Annotated in this window: 14 protein-coding genes; 2 read left to right on the top strand and 12 right to left on the bottom strand. The window is 72.0% G+C overall.

Annotation, left to right across the window (positions count from 1 at the left end; all coding sequences use genetic code 11):
• Positions 1 to 425 precede the first annotated feature (425 nt).
• Positions 426 to 1,433, bottom strand: a complete 1,008-nt coding sequence (locus ACIBCU_RS32370; RefSeq protein ID WP_362934899.1) for a stage II sporulation protein M — start codon at positions 1,431 to 1,433, stop codon at positions 426 to 428.
• A 120-nt stretch (positions 1,434 to 1,553) separates the two neighbouring features.
• On the opposite strand from ACIBCU_RS32370, the gene ACIBCU_RS32365 reads away from it, so the two are divergent.
• Positions 1,554 to 2,498, top strand: a complete 945-nt coding sequence (locus tag ACIBCU_RS32365; RefSeq protein ID WP_399235761.1) for an RDD family protein — start codon at positions 1,554 to 1,556, stop codon at positions 2,496 to 2,498.
• Between the two features lie 124 nt (positions 2,499 to 2,622).
• On the opposite strand, the gene ACIBCU_RS32360 is transcribed toward ACIBCU_RS32365, so the two are convergent.
• The 9 genes from ACIBCU_RS32360 to ACIBCU_RS32320 all read right to left on the bottom strand — a co-directional run bounded on the left by ACIBCU_RS32360 (position 2,623) and on the right by ACIBCU_RS32320 (position 12,601).
• Positions 2,623 to 3,255, bottom strand: a complete 633-nt coding sequence (locus ACIBCU_RS32360; RefSeq protein ID WP_399235759.1) for a hypothetical protein — start codon at positions 3,253 to 3,255, stop codon at positions 2,623 to 2,625.
• A 124-nt stretch (positions 3,256 to 3,379) separates the two neighbouring features.
• Positions 3,380 to 4,837: an adenosylhomocysteinase gene (gene ahcY / locus ACIBCU_RS32355; protein ID WP_362934890.1), complete on the bottom strand. Its 1,458-nt coding sequence runs from the start codon at positions 4,835 to 4,837 to the stop codon at positions 3,380 to 3,382.
• A 264-nt stretch (positions 4,838 to 5,101) separates the two neighbouring features.
• Entirely contained in the window at positions 5,102 to 6,097 is a 996-nt protein-coding gene (locus ACIBCU_RS32350) for a cation diffusion facilitator family transporter (RefSeq protein WP_362934887.1), read from the bottom strand.
• An 88-nt stretch (positions 6,098 to 6,185) separates the two neighbouring features.
• Positions 6,186 to 7,403, bottom strand: a complete 1,218-nt coding sequence (gene manA / locus ACIBCU_RS32345) for a mannose-6-phosphate isomerase, class I (RefSeq protein WP_399235756.1) — start codon at positions 7,401 to 7,403, stop codon at positions 6,186 to 6,188.
• 54 nt (positions 7,404 to 7,457) lie between these two features.
• Positions 7,458 to 8,594, bottom strand: a complete 1,137-nt coding sequence (locus tag ACIBCU_RS32340; protein WP_362934881.1) for an SIS domain-containing protein — start codon at positions 8,592 to 8,594, stop codon at positions 7,458 to 7,460.
• 40 nt (positions 8,595 to 8,634) lie between these two features.
• The gene (locus ACIBCU_RS32335; RefSeq protein WP_073752985.1) at positions 8,635 to 8,817 is read right to left on the bottom strand and encodes a Trm112 family protein; all 183 of its coding nucleotides are present in this window, start codon (positions 8,815 to 8,817) and stop codon (positions 8,635 to 8,637) included.
• A 215-nt stretch (positions 8,818 to 9,032) separates the two neighbouring features.
• Positions 9,033 to 10,400 (bottom strand): phosphomannomutase/phosphoglucomutase, encoded by a 1,368-nt coding sequence (locus ACIBCU_RS32330; protein WP_399235753.1) that lies wholly within the window; start codon positions 10,398 to 10,400, stop codon positions 9,033 to 9,035.
• A gap of 61 nt (positions 10,401 to 10,461) precedes the next feature.
• Complete coding sequence (locus tag ACIBCU_RS32325) at positions 10,462 to 12,078, bottom strand: L-lactate permease (protein WP_399235751.1); 1,617 nt, start codon at positions 12,076 to 12,078, stop codon at positions 10,462 to 10,464.
• Positions 12,079 to 12,229: 151 nt separating this feature from the next.
• Positions 12,230 to 12,601 (bottom strand): DUF3499 domain-containing protein, encoded by a 372-nt coding sequence (locus tag ACIBCU_RS32320; protein ID WP_053929176.1) that lies wholly within the window; start codon positions 12,599 to 12,601, stop codon positions 12,230 to 12,232.
• Between the two features lie 312 nt (positions 12,602 to 12,913).
• Here ACIBCU_RS32320 and ACIBCU_RS32315 point away from each other — a divergent pair, with 312 nt between their 5' ends.
• The gene (locus tag ACIBCU_RS32315; RefSeq protein ID WP_362934926.1) at positions 12,914 to 13,342 is read left to right on the top strand and encodes a metallopeptidase family protein; all 429 of its coding nucleotides are present in this window, start codon (positions 12,914 to 12,916) and stop codon (positions 13,340 to 13,342) included.
• 20 nt (positions 13,343 to 13,362) lie between these two features.
• Here the strand turns inward: ACIBCU_RS32315 and ACIBCU_RS32310 are convergent, their stop codons facing one another.
• A complete protein-coding gene (locus ACIBCU_RS32310; RefSeq protein WP_399235749.1) occupies positions 13,363 to 14,883 on the bottom strand; it encodes a DUF5719 family protein in 1,521 nt (506 codons plus the stop codon).
• The gene (locus ACIBCU_RS32305; protein ID WP_399235747.1) at positions 14,880 to 18,695 is read right to left on the bottom strand and encodes a glycosyltransferase; all 3,816 of its coding nucleotides are present in this window, start codon (positions 18,693 to 18,695) and stop codon (positions 14,880 to 14,882) included. The genes ACIBCU_RS32310 and ACIBCU_RS32305 overlap by 4 nt, the downstream gene beginning before the upstream one ends.
• Positions 18,696 to 18,853 lie beyond the last annotated feature (158 nt).

The following is an 18,853-nucleotide window of genomic DNA, read 5'->3' as shown; positions in this document are numbered from 1 at the left end:
ACTCTATCAGACTCTTTCGTGTCCGATTCCCGGCCGAAGCGGGTTCCTGCTCAATCGCTTTCCAGTTCTTCGCTTTCGCGTTTCCCTTTCCGGCGGTTCCAACTTTACCAGACTCTTTTCCGGTCCGTTTCCGGTCCGAATTTGATTCCAGTGGCCTGTGGAGTGGCCTTTGCCTTTCGGCTGACTCGACTTTATCAGAAGCAATTCGGCCGAAGCGAACCCGGCCATTTGCTTGAAAGAGAAGAATCGATCGGCTCTGCGAGGATCGCGTCCTCCGCACGAGCGAGATGAACTTTAGACGTTCCCGAGCGAGTTGTCCAACTCGCTCGAACTGTTTAAATCTACCTCCCCACACAGGCTGTGTCAACAGTCTTTGTGGGCGACCTGAAGGTTAGCAGGTCAGCGGCCTCAGCCGCACATCGGCCTCAGGCCGCGGCGGGCAGCTCGGCGCTGCGCTCCCCGGCATCGACGTCCCCGGTGTCCCCAGCTCGGGCCGCCCGGCCTCCGAGAACATAGACGTAGGCGAGAAAGGCCAGCTCAGCCGCGACCCCGATGGTGATGCGAGCCCAGGTGGGAAGGCCCGACGGGGTGACGAACCCTTCGATGACACCGGAGACGAACAGAACCAGCGCCAGCCCGATGGCCATGCCGATCGCGGCGCGGCCCTGCTGAGCCAGTGCCGAACGTCTGGTGCGCGGGCCCGGGTCGATGACCGTCCACCCGAGACGGAGGCCCGTGCCGGCTGCGACGAAGACGGCGGTGAGCTCGAGCAGGCCGTGCGGCAGGACGAGCCCGAGGAAGGTGTCCAGTCGGCCGGCCGAGGACATCAGTCCGATGCCGACGGCGAGGTTGAGCACGTTGACGAAGAGGATCCAGATCACCGGTATGCAGAGGAAGGCCCCCAGCACCAGGCACATGGCCGCCGCCTGAGCGTTGTTCGTCCAGACCTGGGCGGCGAACGAGGCGGCCGGATGGCTGGAGTAGTACGTCTCGTACTCGCCGCCGGGCCGGGTCAGGGCGCGCAGGTCCTCCGGGGCGGCGATCGACGCCTGCACCTCCGGATGTGTGCCGATCCACCAGCCGATGACGGCCGCCAGGACCGTGGAGAGCACCGCCGTGGGTATCCACCAGCGCCGCGAGCGGTAGACGGCCGCGGGGAAGCCGGCGGTCAGGAAGCGTGCGGCGTCGCGCCACGAGGCGCGGCGGGTCCCCGTCACGGTGGAGCGCGCGCGGGCCACGAGCTGCGTGAGACGAGCGGTCAGCACGGGATCCGGTGCACTGGACCTGATCAAGGACAGATGGGTGGCGGTGCGTTGGTACAGGGCGACGAGTTCGTCCGCCTCGTCACCTGTCAGGCTGCGCCCGCGGTGCAGAAGATGGTCCAGGCGGTCCCACTCGGTGCGGTGGGCGGTCACGAAGACGTCGAGATCCATGGTCGGCTGCTGCTCCAGGCATGGGTGCGTACGGGTCCGTACTACGGCGGTGCGCTGCGGGTCAGCTTGGCAGACTGTGGTTCCCGAGGGGCAGAGAAGGGCGGCGAGGGGTGGGTGGCGATGAATGAGCTCGTGACCGGGGACGCGGTCGTGCTGGGACTCCAGCCGGCGAGGCTGCCCAGCCGGGCGTTGGCGATCACCATCGATCTTGCGGTGCTCCTGACCGTTTTCGTAGTGCTGTCCATCGGTCTGGCCGTGGCGAGCGTGACGCTCGACGAGGCGGCCACCGCCGCGATCGCCGTCGCCACGTTCCTTCTGGTGCTGGTGGGCGGGCCTGTCGCGGTGGAGACGCTCAGCCATGGCCGCTCGCTCGGAAAACTCGCCTGCGGACTTCGCGTGGTGCGGGACGACGGCGGGCCGATCCGGTTCCGGCACGCGCTCGTGCGGGGGGCGATGGGGCTGGTCGAGATCCTCGGGACATTCGGTGCCGTGGGCTGTATCGCCTCTCTGGTGTCCGCCCGCGGCCGTCGGCTCGGTGACGTGTTCGCGGGAACGCTCGTCGTACGTGAGCGGGTGCCGGCCGGGCGGGCTGTTGCGGTGCCCCCTCCCCCGCCCTGGCTGGTCGGCCGTTTCGCGCAGCTGGATCTCTCGGGCGTACCGGACGGGCTCTGGCTGGCCGTACGGCAGTACCTGACTCGGATGAACCAGCTCGATGCCACGGTGCGCGGGTCCATGGCGGAGCGTCTGGCCGCGGACCTCGTCGCGCGCACGGGTGTCCAGGTGCCGCAGGGGGTACCGGCGGCCGCTTATCTCGCGGCCGTGGTGAACGAGCGGCAGACGCGGGATGCCCGGCGGGTGGCTGCCGCAGCGGGCCGCGGCGGCCCGTTCCAGGTGCCCGTGACCGGGCGTGTGCCCGCGCCTCTGAACAGGGAGTTCTCCGACGAACGGCCGACGGAAGTCCGGCCGTCAGGCGCCGGCACGCCCACAGCGGCTCCCGCCGACGCCGGCAAGGACGGGACCGGCGCCCAAGGGCAGGCCGCGACCGGCTTCGCCCCGCCCGCCTGAACCCGCCCGCCTGAACCCGCCCGCCTGAACCGCCCGCCCGAACCCGCAGCCTGAACCCTCCACCTGAGCCCGTACGAGCCAGGGCTCCGACCCGCTCCCGTCCGGTTCGGTGCCTCGGCTCGGCTCAAGCCCCGTCCGGCGCCCCGGGCTTGGCCGAGGGCGGGGATTCGAGGTGCTCGAGCTCGATGCCCGGGGCCGCCAGCACCACGTCACCCGCGATGTGCACGGCGTGCTGATCGCCGGTGTCCAGTGCGTTGACCTGGTATTCGTCCACGATCAGAGGCCCGTTGTCAGTGGCGTGCGCTTCACTGTTCAGCAGCGACCAGGACTGCTCGACGGTACGGGGGGCGAGAACCGGGTCCGTGAAGGTGACCAGACGGACGCGGGTCGCGGGGGAAGCGGGGGTGAGGCGCAGGAGCCTGGCAGTGGCGACGAGGAAAGCGGGGGACGTGCCGGAGAAGGTGTGGGCGCGGACATTGCCTTCGGTGGCATGAGTGCCGGTGGGGTCGGTCCGTACCCAGGTGACCCCGTCGAGGGCGGCCCCGCGGATCTGCCAGCTCGCGGCGTGCAGTTCGAGGCGGATGGGGCGGCCGAGATCGTCCAGGACCAGATCGACGGAACCCAGGTGGGCGCCCGAGGGAGCCGTGGTCTGGGAGACATAGCGCCAGCCGGAGGGGCCGGGCGCGCAGTGGAAGTGTTCTTCGCCGAGGGGGGTGTGGTCGTGGACATCGTGGAGCGAATAACGGCCGCGGGGCATGGGGTCCTTCGGGTTCCTCGGGCTGTGCGGGTGCGGTACGGGGCAGGCCCCCGGCACGGGGGTGCGGGGGCCTGCGCTCGGACCTGCTGCTGAGAGCTGAGCCGGCCGTCGGCCGACGGCCGGCTCAGTAGCGGTAGAGGTCGGACTTGTACGGGCCTTCCACCGGGACGCCGATGTAGTCGGCCTGCTCCTGGCGCAGGGTCGTGAGCTTCACGCCCAGCGCGTCGAGGTGGAGGCGGGCGACCTTCTCGTCCAGGTGCTTCGGCAGCACATAGACATCGGTCGGGTACGCCTCGGGCTTGGTGAACAGCTCGATCTGGGCCAGGGTCTGGTCCGCGAACGAGTTGGACATGACGAACGAGGGGTGACCGGTGGCGTTGCCGAGGTTCAGCAGACGGCCCTCGGACAGGACGATCAGGACCTTGCCGTCCGGGAACTTCCAGGTGTGGACCTGCGGCTTGACCTCGTCCTTGACGATGCCGTCGATCTTCGCCAGGCCGGCCATGTCGATCTCGTTGTCGAAGTGGCCGATGTTGCCGACGATCGCCTGGTGCTTCATCCGGGCCATGTCCGAGGCCATGATGATGTCCTTGTTGCCCGTCGTCGTGACGAAGATGTCCGCGGTCTCCACCACGTCGTCCAGCGTCGTGACCTGGTAACCGTCCATCGCGGCCTGCAGGGCGCAGATCGGGTCGATCTCCGTGATGATCACCCGGGCGCCCTGGCCGCGGAGGGACTCCGCACAGCCCTTGCCCACGTCGCCGTAGCCGCAGACGACGGCGGTCTTGCCGCCGATCAGGACGTCGGTGGCGCGGTTGATGCCGTCGATCAGCGAGTGGCGGCATCCGTACTTGTTGTCGAACTTCGACTTGGTGACCGCGTCGTTGACGTTGATCGCCGGGAAAAGGAGGGTGCCGTCGCGGTGCATCTCGTACAGCCGGTGCACACCGGTCGTGGTCTCCTCGGTCACGCCGCGGATCTCGGACGCCAGCTGGGTCCACTTCTGCGGGGACTCGCCGAGGGTGCGGTTCAGGAGGGTGAGGATGTAGGCGTACTCCTCGCTGTCCGCCGTCGACGGGTCCGGGGCCTCGCCGGCCTTCTCGAACTCGACGCCCTTGTGGACGAGGAGGGTGGCGTCACCACCGTCGTCGAGGATCATGTTCGGGCCGCCGGTGGCGGTGTTCGGCCAGGTCAGAGCCTGCTCCGTGCACCACCAGTACTCCTCCAGGGTCTCGCCCTTCCAGGCGAAGACCGGGACACCGGCGGGGGCGTCCGGGGTCCCGTTCGGACCGACCGCGATCGCTGCGGCGGCGTGGTCCTGGGTCGAGTAGATGTTGCAGGAGGCCCAGCGGACCTCGGCGCCCAGGGCGACGAGGGTCTCGATGAGCACCGCGGTCTGCACGGTCATGTGCAGGGAGCCGGTGATCCGTGCTCCGGCCAGCGGCTGGGCGGCGGTGTACTCCTTGCGGATCGACATCAGGCCGGGCATCTCGTGCTCGGCGAGGGTGATCTCCTTGCGCCCGAAGGCGGCGAGGGAAAGGTCGGCGACCTTGAAGTCCTGGCGATTGGCGGCCGTCGTCATAACGGGCTGCTCCTCGTAGTGGGTCGAGGGTGGTCGGCTGGCTCTGCGGCGGCCACGACGGGCACACGAATGCCCGGGCGATCCGCAGTGCAGTCCGTCGGAGGCCCTCTCTCCCTCGGCCGGTCCACTTGCGCGGACCGATCGACCGCCATCAGCAGCGACGTCTGGTACTCCCCCGAATCTACACCGAACGGCCCAGCGAGCCCCAGTCCGCCTGGGGGGCGGCGTGGGTCACGGGGCCGTTCGGGGCTGATCTTCAGCGGGTCAGTGGCCGGATTCCGCCGGTGTGACGTCGGGAGACGTGGGGCTGCCCGGCACCTTGCCCGGGTTGGTGCCCGCGGCAGCGGCCTTCTCGTCATAGATGTCGGGTTCGAGGTAGATGACCCGGGCGATCGGGACCGCCTCGCGGATCCGGTTCTCGGCGGCGTTGATCGCTTCCGCGACTTCGGCGGCGGACTCCTCGGCCCGCACCGCGATCTTGGCCGCCACCAGCAGCTCTTCCGGACCGAGGTGGAGCGTGCGCATGTGGATGATGCGGGTGACGGTGTCGCCGTCGACCACGGAGGCCTGGATCTTCTCGACGTCCTCGGTGCCGGCCGCCTCACCGAGCAGCAGCGACTTCGTCTCCGCGGCGAGGACGATCGCGATCACGATCAGCAGGATGCCGATGCACAGGGTGCCGATGCCGTCCCACACGCCGTTTCCGGTGCCCAGGGCCAGGCCGACGCCACCGAGGGCCAGGATCAGCCCGACGAGCGCACCGAGGTCCTCGAGGAGGACGACGGGAAGCTCGGGCGCCTTGGCCCGGCGGACGAACTGCGTCCAGGACAGCTTGCCGCGGGTCTGGTTGGACTCCGTGATGGCCGTACGGAAGGAGAAGCTCTCGGCGATGATCGCGAAGATCAGCACGCCGACCGGCCAGTACCAGGCCTCGATCTCGTGCGGGTGCTTGATCTTCTCGTAGCCCTCGTAGATCGCGAACATGCCACCGACCGAGAACAGGACGATGGAGACCAGGAAGGCGTAGATGTAGCGCTCACGCCCGTAACCGAAGGGGTGCTGGGGGGTCGCCTCCCGCTGGGCCTTCTTGCCGCCGAGCAGCAGGAGCCCCTGGTTGCCCGAGTCCGCCAGTGAGTGGACGCTCTCCGCCAGCATCGATGAAGAGCCACTGAAGAGGAACGCCACGAATTTGGCCACTGCGATCGCGAGGTTGGCGGCGAGTGCCGCCACGATCGCCTTGGTTCCGCCTGACGCGCTCATGGGTGCCGGGTGTCCCTTCCTCGGTGCTGCGGCACGGGCGCCGCGTTACGGCCGGACATTGTTGCAGCCTCTGGTGCGGACGGGTACGTCAGACCACCACGGTCGCACGGAAGAGCGTTCCCTCACCGGCCGCTTCTACCGCTTCGTCCGCCGGGACGAACACGGATTCGCCCGGTGCGAGAGTGATCTCGCCTGCCCGGGGGGCGCCTGCCGTGCAGAGCAGGATCTGAGCGGTGGGCGCCGTGAGGTCGACGGGGCCGCCACCGGAGGGCAGGACGTAACGCGACAGCCGGAATTCGTCGACCGGCGTCTCGTACACCTCCTCGCCGCTTGGCGCGGCCTCGGGGCGCAGGATGCCGGGCTCGGTGGCTTCGAAGCGGACGATACGGAGCAGTTCGGGGACGTCGACGTGCTTGGGGGTCAGACCGCAGCGCAGCACGTTGTCGGAGTTGGCCATGATCTCGACACCGAGGCCGCCGAGATAGGCGTGGGGCACGCCCGCTCCGAGGAACATCGCTTCGCCCGGCTGGAGTTGTACGTAGTTCAGCAGCATGGCCGCGATGACGCCGGGGTCGCCGGGGTAGTGGTGGGCGATCTGGGCGTACGGGGCATGGGCGCCGCCGAGCCGCCCGGCGGCCTCGGCCGCCTCGGCGACCGTGTGCGCCATCTCGTCGGGGTCCGCGGTGAGGATCGCCGTGAGGACCTCGCGCAGTGCCCCGTCCTCGGGGTGGGCGCGGAGCAGGTCCACGAAGGGCTTGAGGGAGTCCACGCCGAGGGCTGCCATCAGGTCGGCGGCCTCGGCGGGCCTTCGGAAGCCGCACAGCCCGTCGAAGGGCGTGAGCGCGCAGATCAGCTCGGGCTTGTGGTTGGCGTCCTTGTAGGTGCGGTGCGGCGCGTCCACCGGGATGCCCCGGGCTTCCTCGTCCGCGTAACCCTGCTGTGCCTGCGCGAGGTCGGGGTGGACCTGGAGGGACAGCGGGGCGCCGGCCGCGAGCAGCTTGAGCAGGAAGGGAAGCCGGGGGCCGAACGCCCGGACGGCCGGGGCGCCGAGTTCACGCTCGGGGTCGGCCGCGATGACGTCCGTGAGGGACCGCTCCCCCGTCGCGGAAGCCGCGGAGCCTGCCGTGTCCGTCGCGTCCCCCGCGGACACGCCTGCGGGGCGGTCGACGCGCGAAGGGGCTCCCGGGTGGGCTCCCATCCACATCTCGGCCTGCGGTTCGCCGGTCGGGGCTGTGCCGAGCAGCTCGGGGATGGCCGTGGTGGACCCCCAGGCGTAGGGGCGCACGGTGTTGGAGAGCCGGTCCATGGAGATGAGTCCTCGTGGGATGCGCGGGCGTGGGCGCCCAGGGGTGGCAGGCCGTCAGGCCCGGTTGTCGGACGCCAGGGAGGCGTAGACGGCGGCGAAGTCGGTGACCGCGAGGAGCTCGGCGAGGGCCTCGAGCTCGCTGCCCTCCTCGGGTTCGAGTTCGCTGATGGCCGTGTCGTGGCTCAGGGCCAGTTCACGGGCGGCCGGGCTCGCGGTCAGGCCGCTGGTGGGCCGGTCGCGGAGCAGGACGACGCGGGCGCGCATGGCCTCGGGCTCGTCCACCCGGTCCCGGAAGAAGTCGTCGGGGTCGGCCCCCGCCGCGAACGCTCCGGCGAGCAGCCCCCCGTGGGAGGGCAGCGCCTCCGGCAGCTCGGCCACGAGGGCCGGGCGGCCGGCGAGCTCGGCCAGGACAGCCGCGAAGCGGCGCCCGACGGGGCCCGCGGCCTCACCCTCCGTCCAGACGAGGGGCAGGCTGTCGGCGAGTTCCGCGGCGAGTGTCTTGGCCGGGTTGCTGTACGTGGCGATGGCCGGCCCGCAGCGCTCGGCGGTGCGGTCGAGGCGGTCGGCGACCTTCTGCAGGGTCTCCGGGGGCGCTTCGATCAGGCCCACGCGGTCCAGGAGGGCGAGCAGCGGGGTGAGGAGGGCCCAGAGCGTGCCGGGGCCTGCCGCCGAGGTCTCGGCGTCGTACTCACCGTGCGGGGCGGCCGCCATGGGCACGACGAGTCCGTGGACCCCGTCGACGGCTTCGCGCAGCGGGGACCGGACGGGCGCGACGGCGACGACCGTGCAGCCGCGGCGGTAGGCCTGCTCGGCGAGCAGCGCGAGGCCCGGTTCCGAACCGTCGGGCGTGGCGATGAGCAGCAGGTCCACGGATCCGGCCCAGCCGGGCAGCGCCCAGCGCAGCGCTCCGGCGGCGGCCGCGACCCCGGTGGGGCGGATCGCGGTGACGGGCGCGGAGGCGCCGGCGAGGGCGCCGATCAGGTCGGCGACGCCGGTCGCGGCGGTGCCGGGTCCCGCGACGAGGACGGCGCGGGGCCGTCCTTCGGGGGCCAGGGCACCGATTCCGGCCTCGGCGGCGTGCCGGGTGGCGGTGCGGACGCGGGCTCCGGCCTCGGCGGCGCCGCGCAGCAGGCCTCGCCGGTCGGCTCGGGCCAGTGCTTCCGGTGCGTCGAGCAGCGACTCGTCGAGCATGGTGGTGGGCCTCCGATCACCGTGCTGATCAGGGTGCGGGTTAGGCGGGGCGGCGGGCCTCGTCGACGAGGAGCACCGGGATGCCGTCCCGCACCGGGTAGGCGAGACCGCAGTCCGCGCCGGTGCAGACCAGCTCGGGGCTCTCGGCCGCGGACCGGTCGTCGAGGCCGGCGTGGCAGGCCGGGCAGGCGAGGATCTCCAGAAGGCCGGCTTCGAGCGGCATGGGGTGGGTCCCTTCGGGCATGCGGTGCGGATCCGGTCCGGACCCGGTTCGAGTCCGCGGAGCTTGGGGCGTGGTCAGCCTACCGCCGGGCCGGGAGGGTCGCGGCCCGGCAGTCCCCGCCCGACGGGGCATGCGTCGGCGGCGTGCATCCGAAGGGCGGCGGGCGGTCGCGGGCGGCGCTGACATCTCGGGCACGCCGCACGGATGCGGAGCGGTCACGCGCGGACGACGGCGAGGACCTCGTCGCGTACCGCAGCCATGGTCTTCTCGTCCCGTGCCTCGACGTTCAGACGCAGCAGGGGCTCGGTGTTGGAGGCCCGGAGGTTGAACCACCAGTCGCCGCCGGTCACCGTGAGCCCGTCCAGGTCGTCGAACCGTACGTCGTCGCGGTGGCGGTACGCCGCCCTGATCGCAGCCAGCCGGTCCGCCTGGTCGGCCACGGTGGAGTTGATCTCGCCAGATCCCGAGTAGCGGTCGTACCGGTCGAGGAGCCCGGAGAGCGGCCCGTCCTGGCTTCCCAGTGCGGCGAGGACGTGGAGGGCGGCGAGCATGCCCGTGTCGGCGTTCCAGAAGTCGCGGAAGTAGTAGTGCGCGGAGTGCTCACCGCCGAAGATCGCGCCGTGCTCGGCCATCTCGGCCTTGATGAAGGAGTGGCCGACGCGGGTACGGACGGGGGTGCCGCCGTTCTCGCGTACGACTTCGGGGACCGACCAGGAGGTGATCAGGTTGTGGATGACGGTGCCCTTGCCGCCGTTGCGGGCCAGCTCACGGGCGGCCACCAGGGCGGTGATCGCGGACGGTGACACGCCTTCGCCGCGCTCGTCGACGACGAAGCAGCGGTCCGCGTCGCCGTCGAAGGCGAGGCCGAGGTCGGCCCCCTCGGCGAGGACGCGGGCCTGGAGGTCGACGATGTTCTTCGGGTCGAGCGGGTTGGCCTCGTGGTTGGGGAAGGTGCCGTCGAGCTCGAAGTACATGGGTACGAGGTCGAGGGGGAGGCCCGCGAAGACGGTGGGGACGGTGTGGCCGCCCATGCCGTTGCCGGCGTCCACGACGACCTTGAGCGGACGGATCCCGGAGAGGCCGACGAGGCCCAGCAGGTGCGCGGCGTAGTCGGTGAGGGTGTCGCGCTCGGTGACCGTGCCCGGGGCGGTGGCGGCCGTGGCGGGGAGGCCGTGCTCCGACCACTGCTCGACCAGGGTGCGGATCTCGGTCAGGCCGGTGTCCTGGCCCACGGGCGCGGCCCCGGCGCGGCACAGCTTGATGCCGTTGTACCGCGCCGGGTTGTGCGAGGCCGTGAACATCGCTCCCGGCAGGTCCAGCGCTCCGGACGCGTAGTACAGCTGGTCCGTCGAGCAGAGCCCGATGAGGGTCACGTCGGCGCCGCGTGCCGTCGCACCGCGGGCGAAGGCCGCGGCCAGACCTGGCGAGGACGGCCGCATGTCGTGGCCGATCACGATCGCGTCCGCGTCGGTGACCTGGACGAAGGCCGCGCCGAACAGTTCGGCGAGCGGCTCGTCCCACTGGTCGGGCACGACTCCGCGCACGTCGTACGCCTTCACGAGCTGCGACAGGTCAGCAACCACGGCCGGTCCTCCTGGGATCTTTACGGACCGCCCAAACTACCCGGCGGCCCGGGACCTCCGGTCAGGGGAGCATCCAGCCCAGCACCGCCGTGCTCTGGGCCATCACGACCAGGCACATCACCAGCAGCAGGCCGAGGCTCCACGGCAGTACCTTCCGCAGCAGATCCCCCTCGCGTCCGGCGAGACCGACGGCCGCGCAGGCGATCGTCAGATTCTGCGGGGAGATCATCTTGCCCAGCACTCCCCCGGAGCTGTTGGCGGCGGCGAGGAGCTCCGGCGAGAGGCCGGACTCCCGTGCGGCGGACACCTGGAGCGCACCGAAGAGGGCGTTGGCCGAGGTGTCGGAGCCGGAGACGGCGACGCCGAACCAGCCGAGCACCGGCGAGAGGAAGGCGAGCCCGGCACCGGCCGCGGCGACGGACTGCCCGATGGTGGCGGCCTGGCCGGAGAGGTTCATGACGTAGGCGAGGGCGAGGACGGACGTCACGGTGAGGATCGCGTAGCGCAGTTCGTGCACGGTGGCCGCCCACTCCCGCGCGGCGGTTCCTGCCCGTACGCCGATGACGACGGCGGTGATCAGGCCGGCGATCAGGACGAGGGTGCCGCCGGTGCCGATGAGCGGGAGGGAGAACTCGTTGGCGCCGACGGGTTCGCCGTCGGGCCCCGCGACATCGAGGAACGGCCAGTCGAAGACGCGCGTCGCCTCGGCGAGCAGCCGCTTGACGGGCGGGATCTGGGCGATGGAGAACACCGCGACGATCAGCGCGTACGGGGCGTAGGCGCGCAGCACCTCGCGGCGCGGGTCCTCCTGGTCCAGGTCCTCGCTGCGCACGCCCGTCAGGACGGCGGCGCGTACGGGCTCGTCGGCGGGCCTGCGGGCACCGGGGACGGCGATCAGCGCGCCCGCGCCCACCAGAGCGGCCGCGATGTCGGCGAGCTGGGCGGACACGAAGTTGGACGCGGCGAACTGCGCGACGGCGAAGGCCACCCCGCAGACGAGCGCGGGCATCCAGGTCTCCCGCAGCCCTCGCCTGCCGTCGACCAGGAAGACCAGGATCAGTGGGACGACGAGTGCGAGCAGCGGAGTCTGGCGGCCGACGACCGTGGCGACGTCGTCCAGCGGCAGGCCGGTGACCTGGGCGAGGGTCACCACGGGCGTGCCCATGGCGCCGAAGGCGACGGGCGCGGTGTTGGCGACCAGGGAGACAACCGCGGCCTTGACCGGGTCGAAGCCGAGCGCGACGAGCATGACCGAGCAGATCGCCACGGGTGCGCCGAAGCCCGCCAGCGCCTCCAGGAGCGCGCCGAAGCAGAAGGCGATGACCAGGGCCTGGATGCGGGGGTCGTCGGAGACCCGGCCGAAGGAGCGCCGCAGGATGTCGAAGTGGTGGGTGCGGACGGTCATCCGGTACACCCAGAGGGCGTTGACGACGATCCACATGATGGGGAAGAGCCCGAAGAGGACGCCTTGCGCCCCCGCGGACAGGGTCTGCCCGACCGGCATGCCGAACGCCAGCCAGCCGACGAGCACGGCGACGGCGAGCCCGATGAGGCCGGCGCGGTGGGCCTTCATACGGACGGCGCCGAGCAGCACCAGGACGGTCACCAGTGGCAGGGAAGCGACGAGAGCGGACAGAGCGAGCGAATCGGCTACGGGTTCGAGTTGCTGGACAAACACACATGCCTCCCCGGATTCCGTGATGCGGAAGCGATCTCTCACGGGTGGGGGAATGGTCGTGTCCGCGACAAGCCAGCGTCAATGCTCCGTACCGGAAAACTTCTTCCGGTACGGAGAGGTGGCGGGTGGGACCTGTGGTGCGGAAGGGGTGTCAGGAATCCGGGGAGCGCAGCACCCGGAGATGTCCGCGGCGCGCGACCTCCACCGGGTCCGCCGCCCGGGGGCCCCTGCCGCCCTGCTGACGGTCCTGGGGCCGGGCCGCCTCGCGCACGGCGTTGGCCAGCGCTTCGAGATCGTCACCGCTGGGGCGGGTGGGAGCCGAGGGGTCGGAGAGCCGGACGACTTCCCAACCGCGCGGCGCGGTGAGCCGTTCACCGTGTTCGGCGCAGAGGTCGTAGCAGTGGGGCTCGGCATAGGTGGCGAGCGGGCCGAGGACCGCGGTCGAGTCGGCATAGACGTACGTCAGTGTCGCGACGGCGGGACGGCCGCACGCGGTTCGCGAACAGCGACGTACAGGGCTCACGATGTTGGACGGTACCGCACTCTTGAGCGGGCTGCGACGACTCTCCCCCGGCTCACCCCGTCGTGTCGTCCCGCCCGCGGGGCCCGGCGCGGCTCCGGCACAGCCGTTCCGACCTGCGCGGCAGCCGGTGCGTGGGGACCGGATCGAGGCCACCCGGGAGAACACAATCGGTCGTTCGACGGAGGGTCCGCGATCGGAGCAAGGACCGGAACCGCACTCAACCCTGGCCGGAATGTTCATCTTGGGACACGGAGCGGGCCGGCGGAGGAGCCGTGATGGCCCCGGGCCGAGGAGCGTTACGCTGCGTCGGTGATGGACAGTCCCGTACCGCCCCACCCGCCCGAGCCACGGCCCCGCCGCCGCGACCGCCATGGCCGAGGTATGCGCGGACCGGTCGCCCCGCCGCAGGTGCCGCTGTCCGTCAGCAGGGCCGAGAGCTTCCGCGATCTCGTCCAGGATTCCGTGGAGCGGCTGGAACGGCGCTGGCCCCAGCTGGCGGATGTCGACTTCCTGGTTCTCGATGTTCCGGGTTCGCTCGAGGAGACCGTGCCGCTGGGGCGCGCGCTGTCCGCCGAGAAGGGGCAGCCCGCCCAGATCGTCGTCTACCGGCGCCCCGTCGAGATCCGCACCAAGAGCCGCGACGAGCGCGCTCTGCTGGTGCACGAGATCGTGGTGGAACAGGTCGCGGAGTTGCTCGGCCTCTCGCCCGAGTCGGTCGACCCGCGCTACGGGCAGGACTGAACCGCCCGCGGCGAGCGGCCTCAGTCGTCCAGGACCGACAGGTCCTGCTCCGCCTCGGGCACCTCGACCATGCCCTCGTCGTCCGGCAGCGTCTGCACGGTGAACATGTCGATGCCGCCCTCCTCGACCATGAGCGTGCGGGCGGCGTGCACCGGGCCGCCCGACTCGGACTCCACCGTCAGGGCGTAACCGCCCTTGAGGCCGGCCGGAGCCTCCGGCTCGACCTCCAGCGTCGTGCCGCCCTTGACCGTGTACGTCTTGACGGCCGCGTCGCCGCCCTCGCTGCCCGCCGAGGCGGTGACCTTGACCTTGGCCGTTTCGCCCGGGGCGGTCAGGGAAAGCACCGAGCCCTTCGCCCGGTTGTCGGCCACGCTCGCCCGCTCGCCCACGGGGCCGGTGGCCGGGATGAACGCGACCTCCTGCTCGGCACCCTTGCCGCGCACCACGCGCAGGGCGGCGACCACCGGAGTCCTACTGCCGTCGGCGGGGGTCAGCCGGAGCGAGCCGGGCTCCCCCCGTGTGACGTCCTTGAGGTCGACGCTCGCGGTCATCTGCGACTTGATGTGCAGGGTGTCGTTCCCGGCCGGTGAGAACGCGCCGTTCTTGCCCAGGAGCTGGACCTTCACATCGGCGTCGTCCTCCCCGGGCGCGAACGCCACGAGGCGTACGGAGGTGGCGTCGGCCGGGATCCCCGGCAGGACCTGGGTGCCCGCCGGGTCGGCGGAGGCGGCCAGCCAGTCGCTGCCCACCTCGTCCTCGGCGGCGCTCACGACCGCGCCGACACGTCCCGACCGGGTGGTGACATGGACGGTGACGTTCTCTGCGGCCTCGCTGGTCAGCGTCGAGATCAGCATCGGGACGCTCGACCTCGCCGGGACGGTGATGCCTTCCGCGACGTCGGACTTCAGGGGGCCCTCGGCGCCGTACAGCTCGATGTCCGCGACGGCGGCGGTGTCGTCGGGGTTGGTGAGGTGGACGTAGTCCTGACGGGCCTTCCCGGTGCTCGCCCCCGGGAACCAGAAGTCCGTGTCGGGGGCGGTGCAGCTGACGCCGAGCAGACCGCGGGCACCACCCGCGGCGGCCATGGTGGTCTGCTGCGCGGTCCAGCCGGGGGCGAACGCGCCGGTGGCGGTGCCGACGAGCGCGGGTGCTCCGGACTTGGAGGTCTCGGCGGTGGACGGCTTGCCGAGGTCCTTGAGCGAGATGACGGGCTTGCTGTCCGCCGCCTCGTCCTTGTCGTCCTTGTCCTTGTCGTCCTGGTCCGCGTCCTCGTCCGCGGGGAGGGCTTCGGCCGCCTTCAGCTCGGCGGCACCGGCCTCCTGGCCGCCCTTCCCCGCCGGGGTGAAGGACGTGTACGTCGTCTCCGCCAGGTCGGACATGCTCGGCTCCGGGCAGAGCAGGCTGGAGCGCTCGACAGGGAGGCGGGCAGCGGCCTTCGCCTCCGTGGCGCCCTCGTCACCGGGCACGGTGAGCGCGGCGAAGCCGGTGACGGCGGCGAGGGCGACGACGCCCGCGATGAGGGACAGGGGGGTGGACTTCACTCGGACTCGCCTCGCGATGCGTTGCCGTTGCCGTTCGGCCACGGGCCCTGGCCCGGGGTCGCGTTCTCGTCGTGCCCGTCATGCCCGTCGTACGGGGCGGCTTCGCCCGGCCCCGGGGCGTAGGGCTGCTGCTGGGGGTAGCCGTACGGGTCGTAGGCGCCCTGCTGCTGGTACGGGTCCTGCTGGTAGGGATCGGGCTGGTAGTACTGGCCGGCGTCCTGGCCGCCCTGGTACTGGCCGTAGTCGGCGCCCTGGTACTGCTGCGCCTCCCACTCCCCGTAGTTCTGCTGCGGAACCGCCGCGTAACTGCCGGTGCCGTCCTGGCCGGCCGCGTACGGGTCGGTACCGTCCTGGGCACCCGCGTACGGGTCCGTACCGTCCCGGGGACCAGGGACCGCCGCGTACGGGTCGGCGTTCTGCTGCGCCGGGATGTACTCCCCCGGCGTCTGCTCCGGAACGCCCGGAGCCGCCTCGCCGTACCCGGTCGCCGCGCCTTCCTCCGCGTGCCCCGCCCCCGCCGCGTCGTCTCCCGCCGCCGCTTCCGCCTGGGCCGCCGCGCGCAGCCTGCGGGCCCGGCGTCCCTCACCGGCGACCGGCTCGGCCGCGACGGCCTCGGTCTCCTCCGGCAGGTCGTCGTCGATCTCCCGGCGGCGGCCCGGCAGGGCCATCACCACCAGGACGACGCCGAGCGCCACCTGCGCCCAGACCCAGGCGGTGTGGGTGACGGGTTCGTCGAAGGTGAGGTCCAGCGTGCCGCCCTCGGCGGGCAGCTCGAAACCCTGTGCCCAGCCGTCCACCGTCTTCGGGGTCAGTGCCTTGCCGTTCAGCGTGGCCTGCCAGCCCGGATCGGCCGCGTCGGCGATCCGGAGGACCCGGCCGGAACCGCCCTCGGGGATCTCGCTGTGCGCCTCGACGGCCTGCGATCCGACGGGTACGGGCTCGGCGCCCTCGCCGGAGGGGACGACCGCGAGCCGGGAGACCTGACGGTCGACCCGCCACAGGGCGCTGCCGTCCAGCTGGCTGAGCCTGCTCAGACCCGGAGTCGAGTCCAGCACCCGGCTCATCTGCCGGGGCGCCCCGTCCCGTACGAGTACGTAGCGGATCGCGAAGCCGCTGAGCTGGCTGCCCTGGTCCGCACCGGAGCCCGCGACCAGGTTGGCGACGACCTTGTCGAGGTGGGTGTTGCTGCCGCCGGCCTCGGTGAGCTCGGCGTCGCCCAGACGGGCACCCGAGCCGCGGACCAGGCTGTAGGAGACGGCGGCGGGCGACGTGCCCCCGAGCACCAGCGTGCGCGCCTGGTCGCGGGTGTTGCTCTCCTCCGCGACGAAGGCGGGCACCTGCACGGGGTCGCGGCGCTCCACCGGACCGGCCGCGCCGCCGATCATCCAGCCCGCCGCGGCCAGGACCGGGGCGAGCCCGGCGGCCAGGGCGATCAGCGCGGCGACCGGCTGACGCCAGCCGAAGCTCAGCGCGGCGACCCGGACCCGGGCGCCGTCCGCGCCGAGGAGTGCGGCGGTGAGCAGCGCGATGCCGTAGACGAGCGTGGCGGGCCCCGCCCAGGTGGAGCCGTTGGAGATCGCCGCGAAGACCAGGGAGACGAGCACGACGACCCAGGCTGCGCGGATCGCGAACTGCCGCTCCCCGCGCATCAGGGCGGCCAGCGCCGCCAGCACGATGCCCAGCAGCAGGACGCCGCCTGCGGCCTTGGGGCCGCCGGGGCTGATGCCGAGCAGGTCGAGGGCGGACGCCGTGCCCGTACCGATGTCGAGCCCGGCCTCCTTCAGGAAGTTCGACGGGCTGGTCAGCAGGGAGAGCGACCAGGGCGCGAGGACCAGGAGCGGGGTTCCGGCCGTGGCCAGGAAGCGCAGTCCGTACGCCGCGATGTCGCTCCGGCGCAGCACGAGCACCCCGATGCCGAGGACCACCGCGAGCGGCCAGACGATCGGTGTGAAGGCCATCGTGAAGGTGAGCAGCAGGGTGTACGCCCAGGTGGCGCGCCAGCTGCCGCGTGCGGTGGAACCGTCGCCCCGCAGCCCGTGCGCGGCGACGGCCGCGCGGGCGATCAGCGGAAGCAGGACGGCCAGGACCGCCGTGCCGAGCCGCCCGGTGGCCAGCGCTCCGGTGGCGGCGGGCAGGAAGGCGTACGCGACGCTCGCCCAGGCCCGCAGGAGCCGGGACTCGATCAGCGGCCGGGAGGCGAAGTACGCGGTGAGCCCGGCGAGCGGGACCGAGCAGACGAGCAGGAGCGTCAGCGCGAAGCCCGTGGAGCCGAGGAACAGCGCCGACAGGGCGGCGATCACGCCGAGGTAGGGAGGTGCGGACTGCGTTCCGCCGGTACCGACGGGGTGCCAGCCGTCCGCGTAACGCCCCCAGAGGTCGGAGACGTCGGCCGGGGCGGGCAGCAGTGCGCCGCCCGCGAGTGCCCCACTGCCGAGCAGACCCCGGCAGGCCACCAGCGAGACGAGGAGAAGGAGCGCGAAGAGCACGGGGCCGGGCTTGCGGCCGACCTTCTTGAGCCGTGCGAACTGTTCGATCTCCAGGAAGTCGGCGTCGTCACCGCCGGGCCCGGACTCCACCGCTCCGTGCCGCGAGCCGCCGGAGTCGGAGTCGGTGCGGTTGCCGAAGTTGCCGGCGACCTGCTCGACGGTGGCCCGGACCGTGGCGCCGGGCGGCGGGAAGAGCGACCGCAGCTCGGCCGCGTCCACCGCTCCTCCCTTGCGCGCGCGGCGCGCGGCGAGGATCCGCCCGGGGCGCAGCAGGGTGCCGAAGAGTCCGGCGACCTCGTCGAGCGCCTGCCCGGGCACCTTGCCGACGAGGTAGGCGAGGGTGCGCAGCAGGGTGCCGACGACGAGACGGACCAGGGCCCACGGCAGCTGTTTGCCGCGGGCGTTGACGAGCATCGTGTAGACGGCGCCGGCCTTGTCGACGCGGTGCGGGCTGGCGACGGAGCGTCCGGCACAGTCGATGGGGCGGCGTTCCCTGGCGGAGGCCTCGGCATGCCGCAGGACGGCGTCGGGGGCGACGAGCACCCGGTGGCCGGCCATGTGCGCGCGCCAGCAGAGGTCGACGTCGTCACGCATCAGCGGGAGCCTGCGGTCGAACCCGCCGAGCTCCTCCCAGACGTCGCGGCGCACCAGCATGCCGGCTGAGGAGACGGAGAGCACCGTACGGACCTGGTCGTGCTGGCCCTGGTCCTGTTCGCGGCGGTCCAGTCCGGTCCAGCGGCGTCCGCTGTTGGCGATGGAGACGCCGACCTCGAGGAGCTGCTTGCGGTCGTACCAGCCCCGCAGCTTGGGTCCGACGATCGCGGCGTGCTTGTCGTTGTCGACGACGCGGAGCATCTCGGCGAGCGCGTCCGGCTCGGGGGCGCTGTCGTCGTGCAGCAGCCAGAGCCACTGGACCGGTTCGCCGTGCGGAAGCTCCGGCAGGTCGTACGCGTCGTCGCGCCAGCTGCGGGTGACGGGGTCCCAGCCGCTGGGGCGCTTCAGGTACGGCAGGTCGTCGGGGGTGAGGACGCCGGCCGTGCGGGTCGCCTCGTCGACGGCCGTGCCGAAGCTCGTACGCCGGGCCAGGTGGAGGACGCGCTCGCCGCCCAGCGCCTCGGTCACCAGACGGGCGGAGTCGTCGGCGCTGCCTGTGTCGGCGGCGACGACGTTCTGCACGGGGCGCTCCTGCCCCAGCAGTCCGCCGAGCACATGGGGCAGCCAGCGTGCGCCGTCGTGCGAGACGAGCACGGCGGTGACGACGTGCCGGGGGAACTCAGGGGCGGCGGCGGCCGCGTTCGGCGCCGCCGAGTGGCTGTGCACGGACATCGGGGTACGGGCCCTCCGGCCGGGTCCGGAGGGGGTCCCCCCCCGGGGGCTGCATCGGTGTACACGCGCGCCCCGGCGGGGCGTTGGCGCGTCTCTCGGACGGGGCCCCACACTAACGGTACGGATGTCCGGCCCGCGCCGAGCGGTTGACCGGCGGG

Source organism: Streptomyces sp. NPDC051064, from assembly GCF_044455985.1.
Classification (GTDB): domain Bacteria; phylum Actinomycetota; class Actinomycetes; order Streptomycetales; family Streptomycetaceae; genus Streptomyces.
This window is presented reverse-complemented; position numbering and strand designations above follow the sequence as displayed.

Excerpts from the sequence above, each read along its gene's own strand:
- ACIBCU_RS32370 (WP_362934899.1), bottom strand. The coding sequence starts at position 1,433 with ATGGATCTCGACGTCTTCGTGACCGCCCACCGCACCGAGTGGGACCGC.
- ACIBCU_RS32365 (WP_399235761.1), top strand. The coding sequence starts at position 1,554 with ATGAATGAGCTCGTGACCGGGGACGCGGTCGTGCTGGGACTCCAGCCG.
- ACIBCU_RS32360 (WP_399235759.1), bottom strand. The coding sequence starts at position 3,255 with ATGCCCCGCGGCCGTTATTCGCTCCACGATGTCCACGACCACACCCCC.
- ahcY (WP_362934890.1), bottom strand. The coding sequence starts at position 4,837 with ATGACGACGGCCGCCAATCGCCAGGACTTCAAGGTCGCCGACCTTTCC.
- ACIBCU_RS32350 (WP_362934887.1), bottom strand. The coding sequence starts at position 6,097 with ATGAGCGCGTCAGGCGGAACCAAGGCGATCGTGGCGGCACTCGCCGCC.
- manA (WP_399235756.1), bottom strand. The coding sequence starts at position 7,403 with ATGGACCGGCTCTCCAACACCGTGCGCCCCTACGCCTGGGGGTCCACC.
- ACIBCU_RS32340 (WP_362934881.1), bottom strand. The coding sequence starts at position 8,594 with ATGCTCGACGAGTCGCTGCTCGACGCACCGGAAGCACTGGCCCGAGCC.
- ACIBCU_RS32335 (WP_073752985.1), bottom strand. The coding sequence starts at position 8,817 with ATGCCGCTCGAAGCCGGCCTTCTGGAGATCCTCGCCTGCCCGGCCTGC.
- ACIBCU_RS32315 (WP_362934926.1), top strand. The coding sequence starts at position 12,914 with ATGGACAGTCCCGTACCGCCCCACCCGCCCGAGCCACGGCCCCGCCGC.
- ACIBCU_RS32305 (WP_399235747.1), bottom strand. The coding sequence starts at position 18,695 with ATGTCCGTGCACAGCCACTCGGCGGCGCCGAACGCGGCCGCCGCCGCC.